The 23,329-nt window shown below is 69.1% G+C and carries 24 protein-coding genes; 12 read left to right on the top strand and 12 right to left on the bottom strand.

Annotation, left to right across the window (positions count from 1 at the left end; genetic code table 11):
• Position 1: 1 nt before the first annotated feature.
• The 6 genes from mmsA to AC1DWP_RS06215 all read right to left on the bottom strand — a co-directional run bounded on the left by mmsA (position 2) and on the right by AC1DWP_RS06215 (position 7,885).
• Entirely contained in the window at positions 2-1,534 is a 1,533-nt protein-coding gene (gene mmsA / locus AC1DWP_RS06190) for a multiple monosaccharide ABC transporter ATP-binding protein (protein ID WP_477613585.1), read from the bottom strand.
• 143 nt (positions 1,535-1,677) lie between these two features.
• Positions 1,678-2,775, bottom strand: coding sequence for a multiple monosaccharide ABC transporter substrate-binding protein (chvE, locus tag AC1DWP_RS06195; RefSeq protein WP_477613586.1), 1,098 nt, complete (start codon positions 2,773-2,775; stop codon positions 1,678-1,680).
• 96 nt (positions 2,776-2,871) lie between these two features.
• On the bottom strand, positions 2,872-4,371 hold the full coding sequence (araA, locus tag AC1DWP_RS06200; protein ID WP_477613587.1) for an L-arabinose isomerase: 1,500 nt from the start codon (positions 4,369-4,371) through the stop codon (positions 2,872-2,874).
• Positions 4,368-5,066: an L-ribulose-5-phosphate 4-epimerase gene (locus AC1DWP_RS06205; RefSeq protein ID WP_477613588.1), complete on the bottom strand. Its 699-nt coding sequence runs from the start codon at positions 5,064-5,066 to the stop codon at positions 4,368-4,370. The genes araA and AC1DWP_RS06205 overlap by 4 nt, the downstream gene beginning before the upstream one ends.
• A complete protein-coding gene (gene araB, locus AC1DWP_RS06210; RefSeq protein WP_477613589.1) occupies positions 5,063-6,733 on the bottom strand; it encodes a ribulokinase in 1,671 nt (556 codons plus the stop codon). The genes AC1DWP_RS06205 and araB overlap by 4 nt, the downstream gene beginning before the upstream one ends.
• 138 nt (positions 6,734-6,871) lie before the next feature.
• Positions 6,872-7,885: a LacI family DNA-binding transcriptional regulator gene (locus AC1DWP_RS06215; RefSeq protein ID WP_477613590.1), complete on the bottom strand. Its 1,014-nt coding sequence runs from the start codon at positions 7,883-7,885 to the stop codon at positions 6,872-6,874.
• A 182-nt stretch (positions 7,886-8,067) separates the two neighbouring features.
• On the opposite strand from AC1DWP_RS06215, the gene AC1DWP_RS06220 reads away from it, so the two are divergent.
• Together AC1DWP_RS06220 and AC1DWP_RS06225 are read left to right on the top strand one after the other, a co-directional pair.
• The gene (locus AC1DWP_RS06220; RefSeq protein WP_477613591.1) at positions 8,068-8,223 is read left to right on the top strand and encodes a DUF6131 family protein; all 156 of its coding nucleotides are present in this window, start codon (positions 8,068-8,070) and stop codon (positions 8,221-8,223) included.
• Between the two features lie 156 nt (positions 8,224-8,379).
• Positions 8,380-8,829, top strand: coding sequence for a hemerythrin domain-containing protein (locus AC1DWP_RS06225; RefSeq protein WP_477613592.1), 450 nt, complete (start codon positions 8,380-8,382; stop codon positions 8,827-8,829).
• A 48-nt stretch (positions 8,830-8,877) separates the two neighbouring features.
• Here AC1DWP_RS06225 and AC1DWP_RS06230 read toward each other — a convergent pair whose 3' ends face one another.
• The 6 genes from AC1DWP_RS06230 to AC1DWP_RS06255 all read right to left on the bottom strand — a co-directional run bounded on the left by AC1DWP_RS06230 (position 8,878) and on the right by AC1DWP_RS06255 (position 13,647).
• Entirely contained in the window at positions 8,878-9,696 is an 819-nt protein-coding gene (locus tag AC1DWP_RS06230) for a hypothetical protein (protein WP_477613593.1), read from the bottom strand.
• Complete coding sequence (locus tag AC1DWP_RS06235) at positions 9,696-10,925, bottom strand: NRAMP family divalent metal transporter (protein WP_477613594.1); 1,230 nt, start codon at positions 10,923-10,925, stop codon at positions 9,696-9,698. The genes AC1DWP_RS06230 and AC1DWP_RS06235 overlap by 1 nt, the downstream gene beginning before the upstream one ends.
• Positions 10,926-10,941: 16 nt before the next feature.
• Positions 10,942-11,385, bottom strand: coding sequence for a hypothetical protein (locus AC1DWP_RS06240; protein ID WP_477613595.1), 444 nt, complete (start codon positions 11,383-11,385; stop codon positions 10,942-10,944).
• Between the two features lie 133 nt (positions 11,386-11,518).
• Positions 11,519-12,472 carry a TIGR03557 family F420-dependent LLM class oxidoreductase gene (locus tag AC1DWP_RS06245; RefSeq protein WP_477613596.1) on the bottom strand — a complete coding sequence of 318 codons (954 nt, stop codon included), beginning with the start codon at positions 12,470-12,472 and terminating at the stop codon, positions 11,519-11,521.
• Positions 12,473-12,523: 51 nt separating this feature from the next.
• Complete coding sequence (locus AC1DWP_RS06250; RefSeq protein WP_477613597.1) at positions 12,524-13,327, bottom strand: sigma-70 family RNA polymerase sigma factor; 804 nt, start codon at positions 13,325-13,327, stop codon at positions 12,524-12,526.
• A 122-nt stretch (positions 13,328-13,449) separates the two neighbouring features.
• Positions 13,450-13,647 carry a hypothetical protein gene (locus AC1DWP_RS06255; protein ID WP_477613598.1) on the bottom strand — a complete coding sequence of 66 codons (198 nt, stop codon included), beginning with the start codon at positions 13,645-13,647 and terminating at the stop codon, positions 13,450-13,452.
• 563 nt (positions 13,648-14,210) lie between these two features.
• Here AC1DWP_RS06255 and AC1DWP_RS06260 point away from each other — a divergent pair.
• From AC1DWP_RS06260 to AC1DWP_RS06305, 10 genes are all read left to right on the top strand, one after another.
• Positions 14,211-15,098: a DUF72 domain-containing protein gene (locus AC1DWP_RS06260; RefSeq protein WP_477613599.1), complete on the top strand. Its 888-nt coding sequence runs from the start codon at positions 14,211-14,213 to the stop codon at positions 15,096-15,098.
• 100 nt (positions 15,099-15,198) lie between these two features.
• On the top strand, positions 15,199-16,119 hold the full coding sequence (locus tag AC1DWP_RS06265) for a hypothetical protein (protein WP_477613600.1): 921 nt from the start codon (positions 15,199-15,201) through the stop codon (positions 16,117-16,119).
• Positions 16,116-16,535, top strand: a complete 420-nt coding sequence (locus AC1DWP_RS06270) for a phage holin family protein (protein WP_477613601.1) — start codon at positions 16,116-16,118, stop codon at positions 16,533-16,535. The genes AC1DWP_RS06265 and AC1DWP_RS06270 overlap by 4 nt, the downstream gene beginning before the upstream one ends.
• Positions 16,532-17,110: a DUF3618 domain-containing protein gene (locus tag AC1DWP_RS06275; protein WP_477613602.1), complete on the top strand. Its 579-nt coding sequence runs from the start codon at positions 16,532-16,534 to the stop codon at positions 17,108-17,110. Before AC1DWP_RS06270 ends, AC1DWP_RS06275 begins: the two co-directional genes overlap by 4 nt.
• Before the next feature lie 123 nt (positions 17,111-17,233).
• Complete coding sequence (locus tag AC1DWP_RS06280; RefSeq protein WP_477613603.1) at positions 17,234-17,533, top strand: hypothetical protein; 300 nt, start codon at positions 17,234-17,236, stop codon at positions 17,531-17,533.
• Positions 17,534-18,247: 714 nt separating this feature from the next.
• The gene (locus AC1DWP_RS06285; protein WP_477613604.1) at positions 18,248-18,859 is read left to right on the top strand and encodes a polysaccharide deacetylase family protein; all 612 of its coding nucleotides are present in this window, start codon (positions 18,248-18,250) and stop codon (positions 18,857-18,859) included.
• 47 nt (positions 18,860-18,906) lie between these two features.
• The gene (locus AC1DWP_RS06290) at positions 18,907-20,193 is read left to right on the top strand and encodes a YVTN family beta-propeller repeat protein (RefSeq protein WP_477613605.1); all 1,287 of its coding nucleotides are present in this window, start codon (positions 18,907-18,909) and stop codon (positions 20,191-20,193) included.
• A 225-nt stretch (positions 20,194-20,418) separates the two neighbouring features.
• Positions 20,419-21,408 carry a universal stress protein gene (locus tag AC1DWP_RS06295; protein WP_477613606.1) on the top strand — a complete coding sequence of 330 codons (990 nt, stop codon included), beginning with the start codon at positions 20,419-20,421 and terminating at the stop codon, positions 21,406-21,408.
• A gap of 213 nt (positions 21,409-21,621) precedes the next feature.
• Positions 21,622-22,194, top strand: a complete 573-nt coding sequence (locus AC1DWP_RS06300; protein ID WP_477613607.1) for a DoxX family protein — start codon at positions 21,622-21,624, stop codon at positions 22,192-22,194.
• Positions 22,195-22,584: 390 nt separating this feature from the next.
• Complete coding sequence (locus AC1DWP_RS06305; RefSeq protein WP_477613903.1) at positions 22,585-23,295, top strand: sulfite exporter TauE/SafE family protein; 711 nt, start codon at positions 22,585-22,587, stop codon at positions 23,293-23,295.
• The last annotated feature ends 34 nt before the right edge of the window (positions 23,296-23,329 follow it).

Consider the following 23,329-nt stretch of genomic DNA (forward strand, 5'->3'; position numbering starts at 1 on the left):
GTCAGTCTGCCTTTCGCTGGGTCATGTAACGCATGAGGATTTCCTGGTCTGCTTGGGCGCGGGGGACGTCGGCCGTGATGACACCGGCGCTGAGCGTGTAGATGCGGTCGCACAGCCCGAGCAGCTCGGGCAGCTCGGAGGAGATCACGAGCACGCCGCGTCCGCTGTCGGCGAGGCGGTTGATGATCTCGTAGATCTCGTACTTGGCGCCGACGTCGATGCCCCGGGTGGGCTCGTCGAGGATGAGCACGTCCGGCTCGGTGAACATCCACTTGCCGAGGACGACCTTCTGCTGGTTGCCGCCGGAGAGCTTGGCGACGCCCTCCTCGATGCTCGGGGTCTTGATGTTCATGCTCTTGCGGTAGCGCTCTGCGGCGAGGACCTCCTCGCGCTCGTCGACGACGCCACGCCGCCGGATCTTCCGGAGCCCGGCAGCCGTGATGGACACCTTGATCGTGTCCAGCAGGTTCAGGCCCAGGCTCTTGCGGTCCTCGGTGACGTAGGCCAGCCCGGCGTCGATCGCCTTCTGGACGGTGTTCGCCTTGAGCGACCGGCCGTCCTTGACCAGCTGGCCGCCGACCTTGTGGCCGTAGGACTCACCGAAGACGCTGCGGGCCAGCTCGGTGCGACCTGCGCCCATCAGACCCGCGAGGCCGACGATCTCGCCCCGGCGGATGCTGAGGTTGGCGTTCTTGACGACGAGCCGGGAGGCGTCATGGGGGTGGCCGACGGTCCAGTCCCGGATCTCCAGGAGCACCTCACCGATTGTCGGCTCGTGCGGGGGGAACCGGCGGTCCAGGTCGCGGCCGACCATGCCGCGGATGATCCGGTCCTCGTTCACCTCACCCTTGGTGATGTCCAGCGTCTCGATGGTGCGGCCGTCCCGGATGATCGTGATCGAGTCGGACACCTCCTCGATCTCGCCCAGCTTGTGGCTGATCATGATCGAGGTGATGCCCTTGGCCTTGAGGCCCAGGAGGAGGTCCAGGAGGTGTCGGCTGTCGGTGTCGTTGAGGGCGGCCGTCGGCTCGTCGAGGATCAGCAGCTTGACGTCCTTGGCCAGCGCCTTGGCGATCTCGACGAGCTGCTGCTTGCCGATGCCGATGTTCTTGACCTGGCTGTTCGGGTCCTCGTCCAGGCCCACCCGCGCGAGCAGGTCGAGGGCACGCTGTCGCGCGACCGGCCAGTTGATGACGCCTGCCTTGCCCTGCTCGTTGCCGAGGAAGAGGTTCTCCACGATCGACAGCTCCGGGATGAGCGCGAGCTCCTGGTGGATGATGACGATGCCCGCGGACTCGCTGTCGCGAATCCCCTTGAACTGCATCTCGCTGCCCTCGAAGACGATGTCGCCGAGGTAGGTGCCGTGCGGGTAGACACCGGAGAGGACCTTCATGAGGGTCGACTTCCCGGCACCGTTCTCACCACAGATGCTGTGGATCTCGCCGCGCTGCACCGACAGGTTCACGTCCGAGAGCGCCTTGACGCCCGGGAACTCCTTGGTGATGTCGCGCATCGTGAGGATCGGGGTGGACATCCGCTCAGCCTCCGTGGGTCTTCTGGGTCCCGTTGGGTTTCGGGTCTTCGTGAGGTTCGTGCAGGGTGCAGGGCAACTGCCCCTGTGTGGTGTCCGTGGCGGCGGACGGTGATCCGTCCGCCGCCACGGAGCTGGTGGGGCGACTAGGAGAAGTCGGCCTCGGTGTAGTACTTCGCCTTGAGCAGGATGTCCTTGACGTTGGACTTGTCGGCGGCGACCGGCTCGAGGAGCTGGGTCGGGACCTTCTTGACGCCGTTGTCGTAGGACTCCGTGTCGTTGACCGTCACGGTCTTCTTGCCGGCGATCTCGGTGATCATCGTGACGGTGGCCTGGGCCAGGTCACGCGTGTTCTTGAAGACCGTCGAGTACTGCTCGTCGGCGAGGATCGACTTGACCGACTCGAGCTCGGCGTCCTGGCCGGTGACGACCGGCAGCTTCTTGCCACCGGTGCCGTAACCGCTGCCCTTGAGCGCGGCGAGGATGCCACGGGACAGACCGTCGTAGGGCGACAGCACGCCGTTGACGTCAGCCTTGGAGTACGACTTCGTCAGCACGTTCTCCATGCGCTTCTTCGCCACCGCCGCGTCCCACCGCAGGGTCGCCACGGTCTTGAAGTTGGTCTCACCGGACGCGATCTTGATGTCGCCGGCGTCGATCTTCGGCTGCAGGACCTCCATGGCCCCGTTGAAGAAGAACGTGGCGTTGTTGTCGTCCGGGGACCCGGCGAAGAGCTCGACGTTCCACGGCTTGGGAGCGCCGCTGGCCGCGAGGCCGGCGAGCAGGGACTCGGCCTGCAGCTTGCCCACCTTCAGGTTGTCGAAGGTCGTGTAGTAGTCGACGGCGTCGGTGTCACGAAGCAGGCGGTCGTAGGCGATCACGGGGATGCCCGCGTCCTTGGCCTCCTTGAGGGCACCCTTCAGGGCAGTGCCGTCGATGGAGGCGATCACCAGGACCTGGTTCTGCTTGGTCACCATGTCGTTGACCTGGGTGACCTGGGTCGGGATGTCGTCGTTGGCGTACTGGAGGTTCACCTTGTAGCCGGCGGCCTCGAGCTGCTGCTTGATGTAGTCACCGTCCTTGATCCACCGCTCGGACGTCTTGGTCGGCATGGCCACCCCGATGGTGCCCTTGACGTTGGCAGCGCCGCTGCTGCCGGACGAGGCGTTGTCCGTCTGGCGACCGCAGGCGCTCAGGCCGACTGCGAGGAGGCCGACGGCAGCTGCCGCGATGATTCTGCGCACTGTGTGCTCCATTCCATGGATGTCAACCTGCGAAGGTGCCGGCTGAGGTACTGACGGGTGTTCGGGTATTCAGTTGTGCGCCAACGGCGCGGCGCCTCACAGGCCTTGGGCCAGCCGGTGGTAAGCGGTGTTCCACCGCAGCTCGCGAACGAAGCCGCGGGTGGTCGTGTGGGCGTCGATGAGGGCCAGCTCGAGGCCCGTCATCTCGGCGAAGTCGTGCAGGTGCTCGGCCGTCAGGGCGGTTGACAGCACCGTGTGGTGCGGACCCCCAGCGACCAGCCAGGACTCGGTGGATGTGCGCAGGTCAGGACGCGGGCTCCAGACCGCTCGCGCGACCGGGAGGTTGGGAAGCTCGGCCATCGGTGGCACGACGTCGATCTCGTTGGCAGTCAGCCGGAACCGGTCGCCCAGGTCGGAGATGCCGACCACGATGCCTTCCCCTGCAGCGGCGGTGAACACCAGCCGCACCGGGTCCTCGCGACCTCCGATGCCGAGCGGGTGGATCTCGAGGCTCGGCCGTTCGGCCGCGATCGAGGGACAGACCTCGAGCATGTGCGCGCCGAGGATCAGCTCGCGGCCCGGCTCAAGGTGGTACGTGTAGTCCTCCATGAACGAGGTGCCGCCGGGCAGTCCCCGCGCCATCACCTTGAGGGTGCGGAGCATGACCGCGGTCTTCCAGTCCCCCTCGCCACCGAAGCCGTAGCCGTCGGCCATGAGGCGCTGAACCGCCAGCCCGGGCAGCTGGCGCAGCCCGCCGAGGTCCTCGAAGTTGGTGGTGAAGGCGCCGTAGCCGCCCTCCTCCAGGAACGTCCTCAGCCCTAGCTCGATCCGTGCTCCGTAGCGCAGGGACTCGTGACGCCCGCCGTCCGAGCGCAGGTCCGCTGCCACGGCATACAGGTCCTCGTACTCCTTCACGAGCGTGTCGATGTCGGCGTCGGCCACCTGGTCCACGACGGCCACCAGGTCGTTGACGCCGTAGGTGTTGACCGAGACGCCGAGGCGCAGCTCGGCCTCGACCTTGTCGCCGTCCGTGACGGCGACGTCGCGCATGTTGTCGCCGAAGCGCACGACCCGGAGCGTGCGCAGGGAGGCCCGGGCGACCGCGGCACGGGCCCACGTCGCGATGCGTTCGACGGTGGTGGGATCGCTGACGTGTCCGGTCACCGTCTTGCGCGTGACCCCGACCCTGGTCTGGATGTAACCGAACTCCCGGTCGCCGTGGGCGGCCTGGTTGAGGTTCATGAAGTCCATGTCGATCGTGGCCCACGGTAGGTCCCGCCCCGCTTGCGTGTGCAGGTGCAGCAGCGGTTTCGCAAGGGCATCGAGCCCGGAGATCCACATCTTCGCCGGGGAGAAGGTGTGCATCCACGCGATGACTCCCACCACGTCGTCGTCACCGTTGGCATCGAGCATCACGCGGCGGATGGACGCGGCATCGGTCAGGATCGGCTTGGCCACGACCTCGGCGGTGAGGGTCCCCGCGGACTGGAGGGCATCGGAGATCACCGCGGACTGTGCGGCGACCTGGCGCAAGACGTCCTCGCCATAGAGGCCCTGGCTGCCCGTGAGGAACCAGATCTTCGGCTGAGTGGTCATGAGGCGGGAGTTCCCTTCTGCCCGTATACGTTCTGGTAGCGGTCGTAGAGCCGGTCGATGTCTGCCTGGTCCAGCCGCCAGGGGTTCCCGAGCTGGCTGGCGACGTGCACGGTGCGGGCGACGTCCTCGAGCATCACGGCCGTCTTGACGGCCGCGCGGGCGTCGGGCCCCACGGTGAAGGGGCCGTGCCCGCCCATGAGGACCGCCTTGGACCTGCTGCTCGCCAAGGTCTGGACCAGGCCCCGGCCGATCGAGTCGTCCCCGATCAGGGCGAACGGGCCCACGGGGATGTCCCCGCCGAACTCGTCGGCGATCATCGTGAGCACGCAGGGGATCGACTCGCGCCGGGCGCACCAGGCCGTGGCGTAGGTGGAGTGCGTGTGCACGACTCCTCCGACCTCGGGGAGGTGGGCGTAGACGTAGGCGTGCGCGGCCGTGTCGGACGACGGAGCGTGCGACCCCTCGACCAGTCGACCCTCGAAGTCGGTCACGACCATCGCGTCAGCGCTCAGCTGGTCGTAGGCGACCCCGGACGGCTTGATGACGAGGAGCTCCTCGCCCGGCACCCGCGCGGAGACGTTGCCCGCGGTCCAGGCGACGAGGGCGTTGCGCGTGAGCTCGCTGTGCAGGTCGGCGACGGAGGCGCGCAGCTGGTCCACGGCTTCGCGGACTGCCGGGAGGGCGAGGGCGTTCATGCCAGGGCCTTGCGGCGGATCGCCTTGAGCCGGCGCATGACGTCGTTGCCGCCCCGTCCGAAGTGGTCGTGGAGCGCGACGTACTCGGCATACAGCTCGTCGTAGGCGGCCACGTTCTCCGGGACCGGGACGAAGGCAGCGACCGTGCGGCCGCCCATCGCCTGCGCGGCCTTGCGGATGTCGGGGTAGGCCCCCGCCGCCACGGCCGCGTGGATGGCCGAGCCGAGCGCCGGGCCCTGCTCCGACCGGACCGCGGACAGGGGGAGGTTGAGGACGTCCGCATAGATCTGCATCAGCAGCGGGTTGCGCAGCAGGCCACCCGCGACGACGAACTCCGTGACCGGCACGCCGGACCCCTCGAAGGCCTCGACGATGACCCGGGCGCCGAACGCGGTGGACTCGAGCAGTGCGCGGTAGGTGTCCTCAGGCGTGGTCGCGAGGGTCTGTCCGACGACGAGACCGGACAGCTCGTGGTCCACCAGGGTCGACCGGTTGCCGCTGTGCCAGTCGAGCGCGACCAGGCCGTGCCCACCGATCGGCTGGGCCTCTGCCAGCGCGGTGAGGTGCTCGTGAACGGAGACCCCTGCCCGGGCGGCCGCCTCGTGGTACGCCGGCGGAACGCACGAGCTCACGAACCAGCCGAAGATGTCACCCACTCCCGACTGACCGGCTTCGTACCCCCAGAGCCCCGGGATGATGCCCCCGTCGACGACACCGCACATCCCGGGGACGTCGCGCAGGACGGTGCTGCTGAGAACGTGGCAGGTCGACGTGCCCATGATCGCGACGAGCTGGCCCGGCTCGACCGCCTGCGCAGCGGGTGCCGAGACGTGCGCGTCGACGTTGCCGACCGCCACCACGATGCCCTCCGGCAGCCCGGTCCAGGCAGCCGCCTGCGCCGTCAGCCGCCCGGCAGGGTCACCCAGCTGTCCGATGCGGTGGGCGAGCTTGTCGTCGACGAAGCCGGCGAAGCCCGGGTTCAGAGCGGCGAGGAAGTCGCGGCTCGGGTACTCCCCGTCCTGGTAGATCCCCTTGTATCCGGCCGTGCAGGCGTTGCGCACGTACTCGCCGCACAGCTGCCACACGATCCAGTCCGCAAGCTCCACGAAGTGGGCCATGGCGGCATACACCTCGGGGGCCTCCTCGAGGATCTGCAGGCCCTTGGCGAACTCCCACTCCGAGGAGATGAGGCCGCCGTAGCGACCCAGCCACGGCTCGGCGCGCTCGGCGGCGAGGGCGTTGATGCGATCGGCCTGTCCCTGGGCCGCGTGGTGGCGCCACAGCTTGACGTAGGCGTGGGGCGAGGAGGCGAAGCCGGCGGTCTCGCTCAGCGGGGTGCCGTCCGCGAGCGTGGGCACCATCGTGCACGCCGTGAAGTCGGTCCCGATGCCGACGACCCGTTCGGGGGCGATCCCCGCGGCGCGGACAGCTTCGGGAACCGCGGTGCGCAGCACGTGGACGTAGTCCGTCGGGACCTGGAGCGCCCACTCAGGAGGGAGCCGCTCGCCCGTCCCCGGGAGTGCCTCGTCGATGACAGCGTGCGGGTAGACCGACACCGCGCTGCCCAGCTCGGCCCCGTCGCTGACGCGTACCACCACCGCACGGCCGGACAGGGTCCCGAAGTCGACGCCGACGACGTAGCTGTCGTCGCTGTCCTCGTTCGTCATCGAACGCTCCTCGTGCTGTTGGTTCGCCAGTGAGCCAGTGCGCCCGCCACAGGTTCGTGTTAGCGCTAACAGCAAATGTTAGCGCTAACACTTTGCTTGTCAAGACCTCGCGCCAAGAAACCTCCGACCGTGCTCGACTCAGCCGGGAGGACGGCCGGTCGAGGCACGCACCACGAGCTTGGGCGGCACGGTGACGGTGCCCTCCTCCAGCTCGCCACGGATCGCCGAGGTGAGCAGGCCCATGGCCCCGCGACCCAGGGCCACGAAGTTCTGCCGGACCGTCGTGAGCGGCGGCGTGAAGTACTCGGACTCCGGAAGGTCGTCGAAACCGACGATGCTGACGTCGCCGGGCACCGTGCGACCGGCCTCGGCCAGGGCGCGCAGCACGCCGATGGACATCTGGTCGTTGGCGACGAAGATGCCCGTCACCTCCGACTGCGCGGCCAGCTGACGCCCGAGGCGGTAACCACTCGAGGCGGTCCAGTCCCCCACCAGGGGTTCGGGGGTCGCCAGCCCGGCCTCCTCCAGCGCGCCGCGCCAGCCGAGCGTGCGGGCTTCGGCCTGGTACCAGTCCGCCGGACCACTGAGGTGGGCGATGTGGCGGTGCCCGAGGTCGATCAGGTGCTGGGTGGCCAACCGTGCCCCGGCCTCGTGGTCCACCCCAACCGACAGGCGCGCGCGCACGGGGTTCGCGTCCAGGACCACGACGGGAACCGGCAGCCGCGACCGGACACCCAGGTCGAGGCCGGTGTCGACAGGAGCGATCAGCACGATGGCCTCGACCGACTCGCCGACCAGGTGGTCGAGGGCATCCTGGGTTGCCTGCTGGGTCACCTCGGGCAGGGAGGCGAGCACCATGCCGTAGCCCTCGGCGCGAGCCGCCAGCTCCAGGCCCACCACGGTGCTGGACGGGCCGAAGAAGCCAAGCCCCGCCACGACGACCCCGACCACACCGCTCTTCTGGGTGGCGAGCGCCTTGGCCGCGCTGTTGCCGCGGTATCCGAGCTCGGCGACCGCCTCGAGCACCCGGGCGCGGGTGGCCGGCGCCACGCGCGCGGACCCGTTCACGACCCGTGAGACCGTCTGGTGCGACACCCCGGCAACGCGCGCGACGTCCTCCAGACGAGGGGCCGTCCGAGGTGCCGAGCTCATGAGGACGCTCCCTCGACAGGGTCGGCCAGCACCATGACGGAGGCAGGCGACGGGTTCACGCCTCGGATTGTGCCACCCGCCCTGTGGGCGACCGCGCCCCAGGCCGCACCAGCCGGTCCCGGACGTTTGAAAGGCGCTCGGTCCGGGCAGTATCTTGGCGGCACGGGACGAAGGAGGTACCCATGATCATCCTCGGCCTCATCCTGGTCGTCATCGGCTACTTGGCCGATATCCCCGTCCTCATCACCATCGGCGTCATCCTGGCGGTCATCGGGCTGGTGCTCCTGCTGCTCGGCTCGACCGGCCGCGCCATCGGCGGCCGCCGACACTGGTACTGACCGCCGTCGCGGCACACGCCACCTCGAGTTCGGCCATCGCCGGCGCCATTCTCCAACCGGGTGAACCCGGGCGCCGGTTGAGGGTGTACTTGTCCGTCGACTGGGTAAGCAGCAGGGGCACGCTCATCGCAAGCCGCCTCGACGGATGGAGTTTTCATGCCCGGTGTCATCACGCTCATCAAGGACGACCACAAGACGCTCGAGTCGGTGTTCAAGCAGCTCGAGAAGGCCGAACCCGCGGACATACCCGGCTTGCTCCAGCAGGTCGCCGAGCTGCTGATCCCGCACTCCAAGGCCGAGGAGCAGGTGGTGTACCCGGCCATCAAGGCGACCGTCCCGGACGAAGGCACGGACGTGGACGACGGTCTCGCCGAACACCACCACGTGGAGCAGACCCTCCAGCAGCTCCTGGCGGCGGACCCCGAGGCGCCGGGCGTGGACGGGCTGATCGCAGCCATGATCGGAGAGGTGCGCCACCACGTGGAGGAGGAGGAGCAGGAGATCCTGCCTGCCTTCGCCGCGAGCGCCTCCAACCAGGAGCTGTCAGACCTCGGCGACCGCTTCACCGCAGCCAAGGAGCAGGCCCTGGCGGCGCTGCAGTCCTGAACGGAGCGCAGCCGTTGACCCGAACCTGAACGCGACGTCCACACACTGCTAGCCGCCTGGCTCCGCAGCGTGTGGATGTCGCCAGTTCTGGCCTGCCCGGAGCGTGACCCGTTGCTCGGCCCAGTCGATGTGGGCGACGTCATCCCAGGTGGCCTCGCGGTCGTCACGGTGCCACCAGCCGAAGGAGCGTGCGAGCAGCCATGGGCCCTGGTCGGTCAGGGTGGTGTAGCCCAGCTCGCCACCGAGAGCCCGCGGCCCGAACACGATGCTGGTCACGCGCAGCCGGCCGACCTCGAGGCCGGTCTGCTCGAAGGGCAGCCCGCGAAGCTCCAGAACCGCACCCAGGGACCCACCGGTGTCATCGACGACCTCTGCTCCGAGCAGGTCACTCACCAGGTGGGAGCCCTTGGGTGGCGTGAGCTCGTCGTGGTCGACTGGTTGGCCCACGGTCGTCCCGGACAGCCGGTCGTCGCCGGCTGTCGCCCCGGGGATGGCCGAGATGACGTGGCGACGTAGCCATTGCTCGAGCCCTGCGGCGCCCTGAAGGACGCCCTCTGCATAGTCACTCACGGTGATCGCCGAGCCGATGCTGCGCAGGTGGGACATGGGCACCATGAGCGGGCTGGGGTCCTCGCGCGGGTTGAGGCGTTTCCACACGGCGACGATCCACCGCCCGAGCAGCCCCGGCTGGCGTGGCCCGAACCCACCCGGCCCACTGAGCACCCCCACGATGAACAGCTCGTCCTTCTCCTGACGCACGACGAGGTTGTCGACGTTTCCCAGGAGCGCACCGCTGGGGCCGACGAGCTGGTGGTCCATCACCCTGAGGGTCACGTCGATGCTGTCGGCCCGAGATGTCCTTGGCATCATTGCCCCGCCTTTGTCAGGACCATCAGGGGAATGGCGGCCACCGAGGCCACGATGACCAGGACCAGGTAGACCATGCCCAAGGAGTTCGCCAGCCGCCCGTTGGCATGGCTGCCCATGTAGGTGCGGTCGTTGGCGACAACCAGGATCGGAAAGTACGTCAGGGGCAGGGCGATGGCACTGAAGACCACTGAGTACTCCGTGAGCATGATGGGGTCGACCGTGGTCAGGAGCAGGGCCACACCGCCGATGCACGACAGCAGCAGGACCGTGTGGAAGCGGGCGGCACGAAGGGGTGCCACGTACTTGCCCCACTGCCAACCCAGGTACTGGGCGACGCTGTAGCCGACGGACAGGCCGGTCTCGCACGCAGCGCCGAAGGTGGCGGCGAAGAATCCCAGCAGCAGGAACGCGAGTCCGAGCTTTCCGACGGCGAGGACCACTGGCAGTCCTGTCTGTCCCAGGGTGTCGACGCTGATGCCGTGCGGCAGGAACACCAGGGAGGTGCAGGCGGCGATCGCCACCGACAGGATGCCGCCCAGTGGGAACCCGATGAACACGTTGGCCCTCATGGTGCCCAGGTCCTTCGCCGTCCACTTCTCCTCGACCCCGCCGGAGCTGAAGAAGAACACTTCGTAGGGGGTCATGGCGGCGCCGAACAAGGCGATTGCGTAGTAGAAGTACACCGTGTGCGACTCGTTCGGCGGCACCGTCGGGTTGAACGCGTGCTGGGCCAGCGAGCTCCAGTCAGGGCCGAGCTTCCACACCGCGACAGCGAACACGACGAGGGACAGGCCTGCCAGCCCGAAGGCGTTCTCGAGAACGGCGAACTTCACCCGCCACAGCACCAACCACACCGCGGCGCCGGCCACGGGCATCCACAGGAACCGGTTCACGCTGGTTGCCAGCTCCATGGCCAGCGCGACCCCGCCTATCTCGGCGGCCAGGGTCAGGAACGTGACCAGCATGGACGCGACCAGGTTGGTCAGCCCGACCCGCGGACCGAGTCGCTCGCGGATCAGGTCGAACGTCCCGCGTCCGCTGACCGCGGCGACCCGACCGCTCATCTCCGCGAAGACGCAGATGCCGACCACCCCGACGAGGACCACCCAGACCAGGGACAGCCCGAACCGGGACCCGACGAGGGCGTTGGTGATCAGGTCGCCGATGTCGACGAACCCGCCGATGGCGGTCAGGATGCCCAGCGCGACCGCGAAGACCTTCTTCACGAAGACTCGTCCCCGTTCACTTGAGGTCTGCCCTGGCTGACTCCAGGTGGGAGCTGACGTCGTCAAGCTCCTTGCGGGCGTCCGTCAGCGAGGAGACGTCGCCGCGACGGATCGCAATCCGGGCATGGGCCAAGGCGTCGTCGGCGTCGCCGAGCAGGGTGAGCACTTGGTCGCGCAGCTCGTCCTGGGTCGGGGTGGGCGGGTCGACGACACCGAAGCTCGTCTCGATGCCCCCCATGGCGTTCTCGCTGTCGGTCACCACGGTGTCGGCGTAGGCGTTCGTGGCCTTGCCGGACAGCAGGACGTCCACTGCGATCTGCGCGGTCGAGGTCTCACTCGCCGCCGACTCCAGGGCGCTCTTGGCGTTCTGCTCGAAGGCGCCCCGGTCCAGGGCGGGAGCGATGCAACCGCCCACGATGAGTGCCGAGCCGAGGGCCAGCAGGGTCCGTGCCGCCCGCATCACGGGCGTCTGCGCAGGATCGTGAACACCAGGGCGGCCAGCATGGCCAGGAAGAGCCACCAGGCGATGCCCAGTGCCCAGCCGTCACTCATGTCTGCATCAGTCCTCCTCTTGCCCACACCGACTCAACCCGTCACGACAGCTTGGGGAGCACCTCCTCACCGTAGAACGCGATCATCTCCCTCCACAGGGGGCCCATGTTCGCCACGTACACCTCGTCGAAACCCGCCTTCTCGAACGGGTCGAACGCTGCGCGGTGCTCCCCCGCGTCACTCCCACACACGACCGACTCCCCTGTCGACTCCTTCGTCACCAGGGTCGCCGCTTGTTCGAAGTGCTGCGGGGAAGGAAGCACCTGAGCGAGCTCGCCCGGTAGCCCGGAGTTGGCCCACAACCGATGAGCATGGTCGCGCCCCTCCTCGGCCGTCGCGGCATACGCCACCTTGAAGCCGGCCATGGCCGGCGCCTGGTCGTCGCCCTTGAGCCGTCGGAACTCAGCCACCGCATCACCGTCCGGCTTGGTGGTGATGAACCCGTCACCGATGCGCGCCGCCACTTCCAACGCCTTGGGCCCGAAGGCGGAGACGTAGACCGGCGGGGGTTGCTCAGGGAGGGTGTAGATCCGTGCGGTGTCGACCGTGTAGTGCCGTCCCTCGTGCGAGACCACCTCACCGGTCCACAGGGCACGCATCACCTCGACGGCCTCCTCCAACATCTCCAGCCGCCGTTCGGCGTGCGGCCACGGTTGCCCGAGCACGTGCTCGTTGAGCGCCTCGCCCGAGCCGACCCCGAGGACGAAACGCCCAACGAGCATCACGGCCGAGGTCGCCGCAGCCTGCGCAACCACGGCCGGGTGCACCCGAACGGTGGGGCACGTGACAGCTGTGGTGACCGGCAGGGAGCAGGCCTGCGAGATCGCACCGATCACCGACCAGACGAAGGGGCTCTGTCCCTGCTCGTCGTTCCAGGGGTGGTAGTGGTCGCTGATCCAGAGCCGCGTGAAACCCGACTTCTCCGCGAGCACAGCCTGCTCGACGAGCTCTTGGGGACCGTACTCCTCACACGACAGGAAGTAGCCGATCTTCATGCCTGTCCTCCTCCACGCTTGTCCCGGCGGCAGCCGTCCACCGGGTTGGGTTCATGCAGCAGGTGCCAGCAGGTCGCTGCGAAGCTTTCCGAGGATGACGGCAAGGAGCCGGGAGACCTGCATCTGGCTGACACCGAGCACGACCCCGATTTGCGACTGGGTCTGTTCCTCGACGAACCGCAGCCTCAGGATGAGCCGCTCGCGGTCACTCAGGCCCTCGAGCGCCCGCGCGAGCAGGTCCCGGTCGGCGATGAGGTCATCGACGCCGGGCTCGTCGTCGACCACGTCCGGCACCCCAGCCCCCGGCGGCAGGTCGAGGGACACGGCGCGATAGGCCCGTGAACAGGCGTGGGCATCACGCACGTCGGAGCTGGGCAGCCCGAGGCTCTGGGCGAGCTCTGCCTCGGTCGGCTCGCGGAGCAGCAGGTGCCGCAGGTGATCCTCTTCGCGGACGAGCTCGGCGCGCAGCTCTTGCAGCCGCCGTGGCGGCCGGACCGCCCAGGCGTTGTCGCGGAAGTGTCGTTTGATCTCGCCGGCGATCGTGGGGACGGCGTATGCCGCGAAGCTGCTCCCGTAGCCGCACCGGTAGGCGTGGGCAGCCTTCAGCAGGGCCACCCGACCCACCTGGACGAGGTCCTCGACGTCCATCCCCCGGCCCCTGAAGCGGCGTGCGACCCCGTCGGCGAGGTCCAGGGTGAGGACGACGGCTTGGCGTCGCAGCTCGTCCCGCCGCTCGGGGTCCGAACAGTCCTGGACCTCGGCGAGGAGCGCTTCGGCGCGCTCGTGGTCCTGAACGGTCGATGCCGGCTCGGCGAACGAAGCGGTATGGGAAGTAAGGACAAGCGGTGCTGACACGGTGCATCCCCTCGAGTTCGAGTTGGGGACAAGGCACCACTGCTGGACCGGTTGTCTTTGCCCCAGACAACCACCGCACCCGAGCAAGCGCAACAGCAGGCCTCGCCTCGCGCCGTGGGAGCTCAGCTGGCGGGAGTGCCGTCCTCGCTCTCGGCATCCTCGGGGATGCCCCCGCTCGCGGGGTCGTTGGCGGTGCCACCGGTCTGGTCCTCGGTGTGGGACCCGGGGCCTCCGTCCTGAGCGTCGGTGGATGCCGGGGCACCCGAGCCCTGATCGCCTTGGGGACTCGTAGCGGTGCCGGCGCTGTCGGGCTTGCCCATGGACTGCCTCCTCGGTGACGCGGCACAACTCGGTGTTGCGCTCGCGACGTGCCGTACCCACTTGCCGGCCGCGCCAAACCGCCCGACCCATTCGAGTCACCGCCGTGCGTTTGTCCGCCGTCCGTCCTGGGTACCCAGTCCTTGGGTAACCAGTCGTTGACGGAGGACAATTGGTCCGCGAAGCGTTGGGACAGTAGGTCCGCGAAAGGGTTGGAGACTGTATGTCCGCGAACGGTGACACGGTGAGAGTCGGGGTGCTCGTACGGCATACCTGCACGGCGGGCGGCCGGTAGATGGGCACGCACGTGTGCCCGCAGTGCGGAAGCGACAGGGCGACGACCGTGATGCTGCCAGGGCCGGCTGGTTCCAAGGACTCGCGCCTGCACCCTGCGTTCCGGTGCATGGTCTGTGACACGCAGTGGACTGTCGACCAGGCGCGCAGCCGCGCCGCGGACCCGACGAGTGCGAGCGACGGCCAGGCGCCGCCGTCTCGGTCAGGTGGTTAGGGGCAGGGCTTGCCTGCATCTCGCGAGTGCGCCCGAGAACCACATGCATCCAGCGGTATGACGCCACGCGTCACCTCTTCCCACCTGGGCGAGCCAGGTCCTCGACCGGGCGAGATCCGCGTGGGCACCTCCGGCTGGCGTTACCCGTCATGGCGCGGGGACTTCTACCCGGCCGGCCTGCGCCAGCGTGACGAGCTCAGCCACCTCTCCAGGGAGCTGACGGCGGTCGAGGTCAACGGCTCCTTCTACTCGCTGCAGCGACCCAGCAGCTATGCCGCCTGGGCAGCGCAGGCGCCGGACGGCTTCGTGTTCGCCGTCAAGGGCGGTCGCTTCATCACCCACATGCGCCGCCTGGTGGACGTGGAGACCCCGCTCGCGAACTTCTTCGCCTCCGGGGTGCTCGCCCTGGGCGACAAGCTCGGCCCCGTGCTGTGGCAGCTGCCTGCCCGCCTGGCGTTCGACGAAGAGCGCCTGCAAGCCTTCTTCGACCTGTTGCCGCGGACGACCGAGGCCGCGGCCGACCTGGCATCGAGACACGACGAGAAGGTGGGGGCGGACCGCGCCCTCACGACACCCCTCGTCCGCGCACCGCTTCGGCACGCCCTCGAGCCGCGCCACGAGAGCTTTCACTCATCACGCGCTCGAGAAGTGCTGCAGCGCAACGACATCGCCATGGTGATCTCCGACAGTGCCGGCACCTGGCCTCAGTTCGAGGTCGTCACCTCCGACCTGGTCTACGTCCGGCTGCACGGGGACACCGAGCTCTACCGCAGCGGGTACTCACGCGACGCTCTGGAGTCGTGGGGTCGTCGCATCCGGCGGTGGGCGCACGCCGGGCTGGATGTGCACGTGTACTTCGACAACGACGCCCGCGGACACGCACCCCACGACGCCCGCGCTCTGCTCGGGCTCCTCCAGGGCGGCCCGGCACCCCGTCGGAAATAGCCACATTGCGACGTTTGGGCAGGTCAGACGCGGGTAAGCCCCCCGTAGCGGCGGTGGACATACCGCCGGTCCAGCACTCGTTGACAGGACAGGAATGGACATGAGCGAGACCTACGGAACAGCCCGCACGCAGGGCGACGACGCCACACGCGAGCTCGGCGCGGTCGAGACCTCCCCCGCCGCCGGCACCGACACCTACGGCACCGACAGCCACGGCACCGACAGCCCCATCAGCACGAGTTCCACCACCCCGAGCGCTGGTGGTGCTGGCAGGGATGGCGGCACGGGCGGCGGCATGGACGGCGGCACGGGCGGCGGCACGGCGACCCCGGGCTCCACCGACACGAAAGAGGTCGCCAAGGACGAGGCACGCGCCACGGGCGAGCAGGCCAAGGAAGGCGCCCGCCACGTGGCCGAGGTCGGCAAGGAGGAAGCCAAGAACGTGGCGCAGGAGACCAGCCAGCAGGCCAAGGAGCTGTGGCAGCAGACCCGCAACCAGCTGATCGACCAGAGCGCCCAGCAGCAGACCAAGGTCGCCGAAGGCCTGCGGTCGCTCAGCCAGGAGCTGTCCAGCATGGCTCAGGGTTCGGACCAGCAGGGCGTCGCCAGCGACCTGGCCCATCAGGCCTCGCAGCGCATCGGCGATGTCGCCGGCTGGCTCGACCAGCGGGACCCGGGCTCGCTGGTCTCGGAGGTGAAGCAGTTCGCCCGGCAGCGTCCCGGCACATTCCTCGCCACGGCCGCCCTCGTCGGGTTGGTCGGGGGCCGTCTGAGCCGCGGCCTGGTCGCGGACCACCAGGACCGATCCGACACGGCTGGCCCAACGGGTGGTGCGGGCGCCGCCCCTGCGCCGGTGGATCACAGCACTGCTGGCTACTCCGCGTACGGCTCTGCCAGCGGGACCAGCACCGCCACCGGCAGCCATCCCGTCAGCGACACGCCCAGCGACGCAGGAGGCGTTCACGGCGGGACCGCGCCGATCAGTGGGAGCGGGGCCGACGCGAGCGGGCTCCCCCGATGAGCCAGGACCCCCGGCTCGACGAGACGCCGACACGGTCGCTCAGCAATGTCGGCGAGCTGTTCGCCGACATCAGCCGCGACCTGTCGACGCTCATCCGCCAGGAGACGGAGCTCGCCAAGGCCGAGCTGCGCCAGTCGGCCACTCAGGCCGGCAAGGGTGCCGGAATGCTCGGTGGCGCCGGTGTCGCCGGTCACTTCGTGCTGCTCTTCCTGTCGGTCGCCCTGTGGTGGGGGCTCGGCAACGCGACCGGGCGCGCCTGGTCGGCCCTGGTCGTGGCGGCCATCTGGGCACTCGTGGCTGCGGTACTGGCCGCCACCGGACGACGTGAGCTCAAGCAGGTCAAGGGAATTCCGCAGACGACAGAGACGGCGCGGGAGATCCCCGACGCGCTCAAAGGGAACGAGGACAAGCGATGACGAACACCCCAGATGAGATCCGCCGGGACATCGAGGACACCCGGGGCCGGTTGAGCAACGATGTCAACGCGCTCACAGAGACGGTCAGCCCCTCCAACGTCGCACGCCGTCAGGCCGACAAGGTGGCTGGTGTCGCGACCTCGGTCAAGGACCGGGTGATGGGCACGGCCGACGACCTGCGCGCCACAGGTTCCGACGCCGCGTCCACGGTCGCCGACGCGCCGGGGGCCGCTGCCGACAAGGCTCGCAGCAAGACGCAGGGCAACCCCCTCGCGGCAGGGCTGATCGCCCTCGGTGCCGGGTGGCTGGTCGGCTCGATGCTGCCGGCCTCCGAGAAGGAGAAGCAGGCCGCCAGCGCGCTCAAGGACAAGGCGCAGCCCGTCGTCGAAGAGGCCAAGAGCGTGGCGCAGGACACCGCGCAGGAGCTCAAGGAGCCCGCGAAGCAAGCGGCTCAGAGCGTGAAGGACACCGCGATGGAGGCCAAGGACAACGTCGCCCAGGAGGGAAGGTCCACCGCCGAGGACGTCAGGACCCAGGCCCAGTCCTCAGTGGAGAACGTGCGCGCCACCCAGTAGCTCGGCGGGGGCAACTGGGTCGAGGGGCGGGAGGCCTGCTTCCGCCCCTCGTCAGCGCCCGCAGGTCGACGCGTGGGCGTGCCAAGGACGAATGAAATCGGCGGGCGTGGGTACGGGGCGGCCATGAGCGATGCACAGCCGCCAGTCACCGTCACCGAGGTCGAGCGCGTCACCAACCAACGTCGCACGACCGCCGGAGTGGCGCACGACGTCCACGTCACCCTCACGGGCCCGCTCACGGTGGACCAGGCGGAGGAACGACTGCGTGCGGACTGGCCGCACCAGTCCAGCTGGCCGCTGACCTTCGAGTCGGCCGGGGCCGACGCGGCTCCGAAGGTGGTCCTGCGTTGGGTGCCTGACGACCGGCAGGACGAGGCCGTGGAGGCCCTCCGCGACGCTCTGGACCGGCTGCAGCGGTCCTGAGGTCGACCTACTGCACGACCGGACCACCTGGTCGCGCCCTGGGCTCGTCTCGGTCCGGGTCCGTGTCGGGTCCGTGTCGGGTCCGTGTCGGGTCCGTGTCGGGTCCCCGGATCGCCGGGCCCTCGGAGCTCTGCACGTCCACTCAGCTGAGGCGGGCATGGCTTGCATTGGCCCCCGCCGCCCCTACCATTGAATGTCACCTGCCCGGACCCGCAGGTCACGGTCGATGGCCACCGTCCGGGTCCAACAGCGTGGCTCAGGTCCTAGGCCATCCCGGCGACGTCCCGCTTTCAAGGGGAAGTCCGACGACGTCGACCGAAGCGGTGCCCCCTCTCGCGCGAGTGGGGGCACCGCTGCGACCTCCTCCGCTCGGTGAGGACACAGCTCTGCGACTCCTCAGGATCCTCTAAGGCCGCAGACGTAGCGTCGTGGTCTGTGGAGCCGCGCCCAGACCTCGAGGTGGCGCGTGACCGCGCGCCTGTCCTCACCCGACGTGCCATCCTGTCGGCGGGCCTGACGGGAATCTCGGGCGTCGCGCTGGCAGGCTGCAGCCTTGCGCCAGGTACCAGCCCGCCCTCCGCCAGGGTGCCGAGCCAGGACGCGCAGGGCCCGAGCCAGCAGCCGCCGTCGAGCGGATCGCCCTCCCGCGCTGCGGGAAACACCTCCCACACCGCCGGTTCGGCTCCTCACCGCGATGGACCGCCGCGCCTGGCCATGACATCCGGACCTGACATCACCCACGGACCTACCACCGGCCGCCAGGTGGCCCTCACCTTCCACGGCCAGGGGCCCGTCGGGATGGCCCGCGAGATCCTCAGCGCCTGCGCCCGTGCCGATGCCGCCGTGACGGTGTTCGCCGTTGGCACCTGGCTGGACCAGAACCCGCACCTCGGCGCCGAGATCGTGTCGGCCGGGCACGAGCTCGGCAACCACACGTGGAGCCACCAGCAGATGAAGCAACTGACCCGGGCGCAGGCTGTGGCTGAGGCCGTGCGCGGAGCCCAGGCCCTGGAGGCAGCGGTGGGCAGCGCCGGCTGGTGGTTCCGCCCGTCCGGAACCCAGCACAGCACCGCCACCATCCGCGCTGCCGCAGCCGCAGCGGGGTACCACCGCTGCGTCTCCTACGACGTGGACCCCGAGGACTTTCGAGACCCCGGCGCCACAGCCGTTCGGGACCGCACGCTCAGGTCCGTGCGCCCGGGCTCGATCGTGAGCCTGCACTTCGGCCACCGCGGCACGGTGGACGCGCTTCCCGCCATCCTGACCGGCTTGCGCACCAAGGGCCTTCACGCCGTCACCCTGTCGACCCTGCTGCGTGACGCATGATGCGAGCCGAGGCTGCGGTGGGACCCCCACCTCGGGCCCTCCGATCCATGGCCAACCGCGTCACCCTGATCAGCAGCGCCCTGACCCTGGCGTTGGTCATCGTCACAGGGGTGGCGGCCTGCGCCTCCCGCCCAGCCACGCGGCATACCTCGTCATCCCTCGTGGGGGCCACCGTCTCGTCGTCTCGCGCCACAGGCGCGGCCCCCAGGGCAACCGCCCCGGCCGATGCCAACGGCGGGACGCCCCCTGCCGCAGCTCTACCCAATGTGTATGCCGCGGCCGGCGCCGGGGCGCTCGGTCCGGCGGCCCTCGCTGCGCGGCCGATGGTCTACGTTCCGAACACGTTGAGCAACACGGTGCAGCTGATCGACCCCCGCACGTACCGGGTCGTCGGACGGTTCCGCACGCCGCGGGAGCCGCAACACGTGGTGCCGTCGTGGGACCTGAAGACGTTGTGGGTCAACGCGGACCAGGGCAACAGCCTGACCCCGGTCAGTCCGGTGACGGGGAGGGCGGGCCGACCGGTGCACGTCGCGGACCCCTACAACCTGTACTTCACCCCGGACGGGAAGCACGCGCTCGTCATGGCAGAACGGCTGCACCGCATCGACGTCCGCGACGCCCACACCATGAGGCTCCAACGCTCGCTCGCGGTGCCGTGCGCCGGCATCAATCACGCCGACTACTCGGCCGACTTGTCGTTCCTCGTGGCGAGCTGCGAGTTCAGCGGCAAGCTCGTCGTCATCGACAAGGCGGCGACCAGGGTCCGGCAGGTCATCGACCTCAACACCGTGAAGACGCCCGGAGCCACGTCACCTGGCGAGGCGATGGCGATGCCGGGCAGCCCCAAGAACGGGTTGCGCCCCGGTGCCAGCTCAATGCCCCAGGACGTCCGGCTCGCCCCTGACGGCCAGCACTTCCTCGTGGCTGACATGCTGCGCAACGGCGTGTGGGTGGTCGATGCCCGCACCCTCAAGGTCGCGCGGTTCATCCACACCGGGCTGGGCGCGCACGGCTTGTACCCTTCGCGCGACGGCAGGCAGGTCTACGTATCCAACCGCGACGCGGGCACGATCACGGTCCTCGACGCCGTCACGCTCGCGACCGCGGCCGTGTGGAGGATTCCCGGGGGCGGGTCGCCGGACATGGGCGGGGTGACGGCCGACGGGTCGCAGCTGTGGCTCGCAGGGCGCTACGACGCCGTGGTCTACGTCTTCGACACCAGCACGGGCAGGCTCCTGCACACGATCGCCGTCGACTCCGGACCACACGGCCTGTGCGTCTGGCCGCAGCCCGGCTTGTTCAGCCTGGGCCACACCGGCAACATGCGTTGACCGTGGACTCGCCTCGGAAGTAGAAGGTCCCGCAGGGAAGGCTTTGGCGGGGACGGTCACGATCGTCGCTGACGAGCATCGGCAGGCCCCTGGGGTGCCGAACGTGTGCAGTATCCACACAGCACCACCTGCGAACACGCCGCGGCACGGGGACGTATGGCCCTGTGCCCGCATCGGCCGCGAGGGCAGGTTGAAGGTCAACGCCCCCAGAATCAGGAGTGCACCATGAATCCCATCTCCCGCCCCATCCTCGTCGGAGTCGATCTGTCCGGCACGAGTGACCTTGCCCTGGATTGGGCCGCCGCTGAAGCCGCGCGACGCGCAGTTCCCCTCGTGGTCGTGCACGCCTACTCACCGCCGCCCTACCCCGCAATGCGCGCCGGAGCACCCGGCGGTACGGCGATCACCGGCCTGGACGAGACGTTCAAGAACGTCGCCGAGCGGGCGGTAGCCGCCTGCGCCGAGCGAGCCCGGACTGCTCATCCGGGTCTGGCAGTCCAAACGATCATCCGCCTCGGACTTCCCGGCATGATCCTGGTCGAGGCCTCCAGCGACGCCGAGATGGTCGTCGTAGGGGCCCGCGGACTTGGTGCAGTCAAAGGCATCCTGTTCGGCTCGGTCTCAACTCATGTCTGCGCCCATGCCCACGCTCCTGTCATCGTCGTGCAGGAAGCCGCCTCCCACACCATCACCGACGCGCGGGTGGTGGTTGGCGTAGACGGGTCCGAGACGTCACAGGCGGCCTTGGCCTTTGCCTTCGCTCAGGCCTCCTCTCGCGGTGTCGGGCTCACCGCCGTGCACACCTGGCTGGTCGACGGTTTTGAGGGAGCTTCGGCCTCCTTGACGTGGTCGATCGACGGGGCACAGCTCGAGGAGCAGGAGCGTTCCGTTGCCGCCGAAGCCCTGGCCGGGTTTGGCGAGCAGTACCCCGACGTCGATGTGAGACGCCACGTCGCCCAGGGTCACCCCGCCGCCGAACTCGGACGGCTGAGCGAGAACGCCGCACTGCTCGTGGTCGGCACCCGCGGACGCGGCACGGTGTCGGGGTGGCTCAAGGGGTCCGTGTCGCAGGCGGCCCTGCGCGCAGCGCGCTGCCCGGTCGCGGTGGTCCACGCGGAGACCCCTGAGGACAGCCACACCAACGAGCGCCACGGCGGGGGCCGCGAACGCCACGGCCTGCACCTGCCTGTGCCTCCCGTGCGAGAACGCGTCTGAGCCGGCGCTGACCAAACCAGACAGCTCCCGCCGAAGAAGCCCACCGGCAGCTGCGGCTTTGGTCTTCCACGCCCAAGGCGATCACCCGACGAAGGACCCGTGGCACCCGGATGTCGGGACCTACGACCCTGCTGCGCGGCTTCCGATGGTCGCAGAGTGGGGCTGTCAGCACACCGCAGTCAGCGGCGAGCGGCCCCAGTTGGGAGAGCCACCATGAGCACCATCAGCCGATCGCAGACCGATCAGGAGCGCGGCACCACGAGCCAACCGCTGGTGGCCAACGCCGACACGACGGTCAGCTCGCAAGTCCTGCCCTACGTCCTGGGCGCCATCCGCCTCAGCCTCGGCTGGGTCTTCCTCTGGGCCTTCCTGGACAAGGTCTTCGGACTCGGCCACGGGACGCCCACCAAGGGTGCTTGGATCAACGGCGGACACCCGACCATGGGCTTCCTGAAGAATGCGGCGACCGGACCGTTCGCCGACTTCTACCACGGCATCGCCGGCGCAGCGTGGGCAGACTGGCTGTTCATGCTCGGCCTGCTCGGCATCGGTGTGGCCCTCATGGCTGGCGTGGCCATGCGGTTCGCCGCCTTCGCCGGAGCCCTGCTCCTGGTCCTGATGTGGACCGCGGTCCTGCCCCCCGAGAACAACCTCTTCATGGATGACCACCTCATCTACGCCATGACCCTCGTGGCGCTCATGTTGCTCGGCGCCGGCAAGGCGCTCGGGTTCGGCCAGCAGTGGGAGCAGCTGCCGATCGTGCGCCGCTACGCCTTCCTGCGCTGAACGCACCCCTCCCCGCGCACCTCCTGAGCCCGCAGCTCCGGAGGTGCGCGGTCGTTCCTTGTACAGCTCGGAAGTACAGCAGCGATGCGGGCCCTGCTGATGCGGTCGGACACCCGTCTCCGCGCAGGTCATCGGCGTGGGGGTCCGACCGTCACGGCCTTCGGCACCTGCATTTGCCCACTGATCATCGACGCCGGCCGGCGTGAGTCATGGCGGGTCCGCGTCTCCTGGGCCGGACTCGCGCGCACCGGATCGCGCGCGTCTGTAAGTTCCAGAGATGTCATGTCGCCACCCTGTCCCGGCGCACCTCGGGGCGTCGCCGGAGGGGCAGCGCCGCACGCGTCGAAATCGACTCTGCGGGAGTGAGCGGTGGCATTGAGCTGGACGCTCATGGTCGTGGCAGCCCTGTTGGTCGGGTTCGCCAAGACGTCCATCGGTGGCGTGGCCACGATCGCCGTCGCGTTGTTCGCCTTCTCGCTCCCGACGCGGGAGTCGACTGCAGCCCTGCTCCTGCTGCTGCTCGTGGGTGACTGCGTGGCCGTGTGGCACTACCGCCACGCTGCCGACCTGCGGCTCCTGCGGACACTGATCCCCGCCGTCTTGCCGGGACTGGTGCTCGGGTCCCTGTTCCTCAGCGCTGTGGACGACGCCGTCCTTCGTCACGGCATCGGAGTGATGCTCTTTGTCCTCGGCTTGCTGCAGCTGGTGATCCATCGCGCGGAACGAGAGTTCGCGACACACGCGTCGTCCAGGTGGGCCAGCCTGTCGACCGGCCTGGCTGCGGGCTTCACCACCATGACGGCGAATGCGGCAGGGGCGGTCATGACCCTCTACCTGGTGGCGAGAGGGGTCGACAAGCGACGCTTCCTGGGGACCAACGCGGTGTTCTTCCTCTTGATCAACGTGTGCAAGGTGCCGTTCAGCGCCGGTCTTGGCCTGTTCTCGGGGGCAACCCTGGTGCGATCCCTCGTCCTTGCTCCGGCGGTGTTGCTGGGCACCTGGGTTGGACTTCGGACCGCCCGGCGCCTGAGCCAAGCCCACTTCGACAGGGCCGTCCTGATGGCAACCCTCGTCTCAGCCGCTGTGTTGGTGTTGGCGTAGGCCCGACGTGAACCCCGACCACGACAGCGGCAGG

It is taken from the genome of Pedococcus sp. P2_F6 (genome assembly GCF_056403675.1).

What these genes read in the sequence shown, in the direction of transcription:
- mmsA (WP_477613585.1), bottom strand. Translation starts at nt 1,534, where the DNA reads ATGTCCACCCCGATCCTCACGATGCGCGACATCACCAAGGAGTTCCCG.
- araA (WP_477613587.1), bottom strand. Translation starts at nt 4,371, where the DNA reads ATGACCACTCAGCCGAAGATCTGGTTCCTCACGGGCAGCCAGGGCCTC.
- AC1DWP_RS06205 (WP_477613588.1), bottom strand. Translation starts at nt 5,066, where the DNA reads ATGAACGCCCTCGCCCTCCCGGCAGTCCGCGAAGCCGTGGACCAGCTG.
- araB (WP_477613589.1), bottom strand. Translation starts at nt 6,733, where the DNA reads ATGACGAACGAGGACAGCGACGACAGCTACGTCGTCGGCGTCGACTTC.
- AC1DWP_RS06215 (WP_477613590.1), bottom strand. Translation starts at nt 7,885, where the DNA reads ATGAGCTCGGCACCTCGGACGGCCCCTCGTCTGGAGGACGTCGCGCGC.
- AC1DWP_RS06220 (WP_477613591.1), top strand. Translation starts at nt 8,068, where the DNA reads ATGATCATCCTCGGCCTCATCCTGGTCGTCATCGGCTACTTGGCCGAT.
- AC1DWP_RS06225 (WP_477613592.1), top strand. Translation starts at nt 8,380, where the DNA reads ATGCCCGGTGTCATCACGCTCATCAAGGACGACCACAAGACGCTCGAG.
- AC1DWP_RS06230 (WP_477613593.1), bottom strand. Translation starts at nt 9,696, where the DNA reads ATGCCAAGGACATCTCGGGCCGACAGCATCGACGTGACCCTCAGGGTG.
- AC1DWP_RS06240 (WP_477613595.1), bottom strand. Translation starts at nt 11,385, where the DNA reads ATGCGGGCGGCACGGACCCTGCTGGCCCTCGGCTCGGCACTCATCGTG.
- AC1DWP_RS06245 (WP_477613596.1), bottom strand. Translation starts at nt 12,472, where the DNA reads ATGAAGATCGGCTACTTCCTGTCGTGTGAGGAGTACGGTCCCCAAGAG.
- AC1DWP_RS06255 (WP_477613598.1), bottom strand. Translation starts at nt 13,647, where the DNA reads ATGGGCAAGCCCGACAGCGCCGGCACCGCTACGAGTCCCCAAGGCGAT.
- AC1DWP_RS06260 (WP_477613599.1), top strand. Translation starts at nt 14,211, where the DNA reads ATGACGCCACGCGTCACCTCTTCCCACCTGGGCGAGCCAGGTCCTCGA.
- AC1DWP_RS06265 (WP_477613600.1), top strand. Translation starts at nt 15,199, where the DNA reads ATGAGCGAGACCTACGGAACAGCCCGCACGCAGGGCGACGACGCCACA.
- AC1DWP_RS06270 (WP_477613601.1), top strand. Translation starts at nt 16,116, where the DNA reads ATGAGCCAGGACCCCCGGCTCGACGAGACGCCGACACGGTCGCTCAGC.
- AC1DWP_RS06275 (WP_477613602.1), top strand. Translation starts at nt 16,532, where the DNA reads ATGACGAACACCCCAGATGAGATCCGCCGGGACATCGAGGACACCCGG.
- AC1DWP_RS06280 (WP_477613603.1), top strand. Translation starts at nt 17,234, where the DNA reads ATGAGCGATGCACAGCCGCCAGTCACCGTCACCGAGGTCGAGCGCGTC.
- AC1DWP_RS06285 (WP_477613604.1), top strand. Translation starts at nt 18,248, where the DNA reads ATGACATCCGGACCTGACATCACCCACGGACCTACCACCGGCCGCCAG.
- AC1DWP_RS06290 (WP_477613605.1), top strand. Translation starts at nt 18,907, where the DNA reads ATGGCCAACCGCGTCACCCTGATCAGCAGCGCCCTGACCCTGGCGTTG.
- AC1DWP_RS06295 (WP_477613606.1), top strand. Translation starts at nt 20,419, where the DNA reads ATGAATCCCATCTCCCGCCCCATCCTCGTCGGAGTCGATCTGTCCGGC.
- AC1DWP_RS06300 (WP_477613607.1), top strand. Translation starts at nt 21,622, where the DNA reads ATGAGCACCATCAGCCGATCGCAGACCGATCAGGAGCGCGGCACCACG.
- AC1DWP_RS06305 (WP_477613903.1), top strand. Translation starts at nt 22,585, where the DNA reads ATGGTCGTGGCAGCCCTGTTGGTCGGGTTCGCCAAGACGTCCATCGGT.